We start from the raw sequence: 3,475 nt of genomic DNA, 5'->3' as shown, positions 1-3,475 counted from the left end.
CCTGACTCCTGACTCCTGACTCCTGACTCCTGACTCCTGACTCCTGACTCCTGACTCCTGACTCCTATGCCCTCACGGAAAGGCTTTCTCAGCAACCCCTACTTACGAAAATTCTACTGATTTCCATTTATCGTCTGTGTATGATGAATGGTTAGCAAAACAGCCAACATCAAATTTTGTATCTGATCAGTTAAGAATTTTATCGCCTAGTGATGGAAATTTATTTCTGATCTATCCTAGTGCAGAAACACAAAAAAAATTAGCATTTAAAGTTACAATAAATTCTCATCAGCCTGTAGAGTCGTAGCTGAATAGGCAAAGGTTATCTTCACCATCAAACCCAAAATCAAATAATGAGATATTTTGGCATTTACGCCCTGGTAATTGTAGACTGTAAGCTATAATTAGTAAGCTTTATAGCTAAATAAATTTTCAAGTTATGGTAGGAGAGAAAAACCCTATAAGACCAGGTTTTTCTGTAATTAAACCCACCGTTTCTCATGTTTATTATCATTAAACAATTTTGCCAAAAAATAAAATCTTTCTTCCGGAATGTGTCTAAAAAAAAGTGATGTTATAAATTAGGACTGAAGTTTTTATCCAAAGTATCGGACAATGACAAACGCACCAGAAAACAAATCTGCTAAAAAGGCAAAACAGTCTTTTATTCATGTTGATATTGGCGTTCCTAAAGTGCCAGTCCGTAAAAACAACACCAAAAAGCAGCAACGTGAATTACTTAGTGACTGGGAACACGCCAGTTAATACGATTTTGGATTTTGGATTTTGGATTTTAGATTGTTTAAGGGTTGCTAGATAAGCTTTTCGTCTGTCGCCATCATTTTTTCACATGGTATAATTTGCAAAATACAGGTGACAGCAAAGAAATTAACTTAACAACAAGACAGTACAGGCTGAAAAATTGTTAAATTAAGTTAACAGTGAAGACTGTACAATGTGCTTGAGTTTAGGTTAACAATGAAAGTAGCGATCACGGGAGCAACTGGTTTTGTCGGTAGTCGTCTAGTTAAACGGCTGCAAGAAGAAGGTAATAGAGTATTGGTGTTAAGTCGAAATACCAATTCTGCCCACAAGGTTTTTCCCTCTCAGGCTTTCCCAAATGTAGAAATTAGGGCTTATACACCAGGTGTATCGGGCGCTTGGCAAGATGCTGTTGCTGGTTGTGATGGTGTGGTAAATTTGGCGGGAGAACCCATCGCTGAGGAACGTTGGACACCAGAACGTAAGCAAGCTATTCTCAACAGCCGCAAACTCGGTACACAAAAAGTTGTGGAAGCTATAGCTACGGCTAACCCTAAACCATCGGTATTGGTAAACGCTTCAGCTATTGGTTATTATGGAACTAGCGAAACAGCTACTTTTGAAGAAAATAGCCCTTCAGGTCAAGATTTTTTAGCTCAAGTTTGTCAAGAATGGGAAGCGGAAGCGCAGAAGGCAACAAATGCCGGTGTGCGCTTGGTAATTTTGCGCTTTGGCATTGTTTTAGGTCATGGCGGCGCTTTGGGTAAAATGATTACTCCCTTCAAACTTTTTGCAGGTGGTCCCATTGGTAGCGGTCGTCAGTGGTTTTCGTGGATTCACATAGACGATATTGTGAACTTAATTATCCAAGCTTTAACCCAGCCCAAAATGCAAGGTGTATACAATGCCACTGCTCCCAATCCTGTGCGGATGAGCGAGTTAAGTAATACAATGGGACAGGTGATGAATCGCCCTTCTTGGTTGCCTGTTCCTGGTTTTGCTTTGGACGCATTATTGGGAGATGGGGCAATTGTAGTTTTAGAGGGGCAAAAGGTTTTACCTCAACGCACTCAAGCGTCAGGTTTTAATTATCAGTATCCAAATTTGCAATCAGCATTGATGCAAATTTTGAAATAATTGGTGATGGGTGATGAGTAATGGGTAATGGGTAATTGGGAAACTTCCTTCTATCCCCTATTCCCCATTTCCAGCCCCAACAGATATAATCAATATCTCAAACATGATATAAACAATAAACAAGAACATCTCTGGTAGGTAAATTTATGAACAACCTTTATGGAGAAGTTGATCCTAGAGATATTCCTGCCTATTCTATTAGCGATGCTGCTAAATACCTACGTATACCAGCAGGTACTATTCGATCTTGGATAGCAACAATATCAAATGGTTCTCAATTCTCCAAACCACTAATTTTAACTCAAGATATTAAACCAAAACTCCTTTCATTTATCAACCTCGTTGAAATTCATGTTCTTAGAGCTTGTCCTAAGTTGACAATTTACTAGACAAACCTATACAAGTACATACAAAACTACAAGTATTTGACCTATACATGGAATAAGTTGACTAAAAAATTAGGCAAAATGTGTCAGAATTAAATAATAAAGTATAGTGTTGACATCAGCAAATGCTTTTATCCATCAAAACACAACTCAAGTTAAATAAAACCCAAGAAATATTAATGGCTAAACACGCTGGTATAGCAAGGTTTACTTATAATTGGGGTTTAGCAACTTGGCAGGATTTGTATAATGATGGATTAAAACCAAATAAATACATACTCAAAAAATTCTTTAATAATCATGTCAAACCTGAATTGACATGGATGAAAGAAAAAGGTATTTGTCAGAAAATCACTCAATATGCTTTTGATAGTTTAGGTGAAGCTTTTCAGAGATTCTTTCAAGGACAGTCTAAATATCCTAACTTCAAAAAGAAAGGGAAAAATGATAGTTTTACAATTGATGCTGGTGGTAAACCAATTCCTGTAGGTGGTATATCAATAAAACTACCAACAATTGGATGGGTAAAAACTTATGAAGGATTGCCTCATACTACTTGCAAAAGCATTACTATTTCTAGAACTGCCGATAGTTGGTATATAGCCTTTTCTTATGAACAAGAATGTCAACCAACTATTAAAAACTATACTATTGTTGGTGTTGATTTGGGAGTAAAGGAACTAGCTACACTAAGCACTGGTGTTACTTTCCCTAATCCTAAACACTATCAACAGAATTTAGCTAAACTGCAAAGATTATCCAAAGTCTATTGCAGAAAGGCTTCATGTTCAAATAATAAACACAAAGCTAAAATTAAACTAGCTAGACATCATGCAAGAATAGCAAACCTGAGAAAAGACACTCTTCATAAACTTACTACTTACTTATGCAAAAACCACGCCAAGATAGTAGTAGAAGATTTAAATGTTTCAGGGATGTTGTCAAATCATAAATTAGCTCAAGCAATAGCTGATTGTGGGTTTTATGAGTTTAAGCGTCAGCTAGAATATAAAGCTAAAAAATTTGGCTGTGAAATTATAATTGCTGATAGATTTTATCCATCAAGCAAAACCTGTTCTCGTTGTGGGCATAAAAAAGAAAATCTTTCTTTATCCGAAAGAATTTATTGCTGCGAGAACTGCGGTTTTGAGATAGATAGGGATCTAAACGCTGCAATTAATTTATCGCGT

At 36.7% G+C, this 3,475-nt stretch carries 4 protein-coding genes; all 4 read left to right on the top strand.

Going from position 1 to position 3,475, the window contains the following annotated elements; translation table 11 throughout:
- Positions 1–615: 615 nt before the first annotated feature.
- Positions 616–765, top strand: coding sequence for a hypothetical protein (locus tag PN497_RS03950; RefSeq protein ID WP_272109669.1), 150 nt, complete (start codon positions 616–618; stop codon positions 763–765).
- A gap of 213 nt (positions 766–978) precedes the next feature.
- Positions 979–1,899, top strand: a complete 921-nt coding sequence (thyD, locus tag PN497_RS03945; RefSeq protein ID WP_096567015.1) for a thylakoid membrane protein ThyD — start codon at positions 979–981, stop codon at positions 1,897–1,899.
- A 146-nt stretch (positions 1,900–2,045) separates the two neighbouring features.
- Positions 2,046–2,288 carry a MerR family transcriptional regulator gene (locus tag PN497_RS03940; protein ID WP_193944304.1) on the top strand — a complete coding sequence of 81 codons (243 nt, stop codon included), beginning with the start codon at positions 2,046–2,048 and terminating at the stop codon, positions 2,286–2,288.
- A gap of 122 nt (positions 2,289–2,410) precedes the next feature.
- The coding region (locus PN497_RS03935; protein ID WP_272109668.1) for an RNA-guided endonuclease InsQ/TnpB family protein at positions 2,411–3,475 on the top strand (1,065 nt) is incomplete at its 3' end.

This window comes from Sphaerospermopsis kisseleviana CS-549 (assembly GCF_028329225.1).
GTDB classification, from domain to species: domain Bacteria; phylum Cyanobacteriota; class Cyanobacteriia; order Cyanobacteriales; family Nostocaceae; genus Sphaerospermopsis; species Sphaerospermopsis kisseleviana.
The sequence above is the reverse complement of the archived record's forward strand: the minus strand, read 5'-3'. Positions and strand labels throughout refer to the sequence as shown.

Coding starts and splice junctions, on each gene's coding strand:
- thyD (WP_096567015.1), top strand. CDS start 979: ATGAAAGTAGCGATCACGGGAGCAACTGGTTTTGTCGGTAGTCGTCTA.
- PN497_RS03940 (WP_193944304.1), top strand. CDS start 2,046: ATGAACAACCTTTATGGAGAAGTTGATCCTAGAGATATTCCTGCCTAT.
- PN497_RS03950 (WP_272109669.1), top strand. CDS start 616: ATGACAAACGCACCAGAAAACAAATCTGCTAAAAAGGCAAAACAGTCT.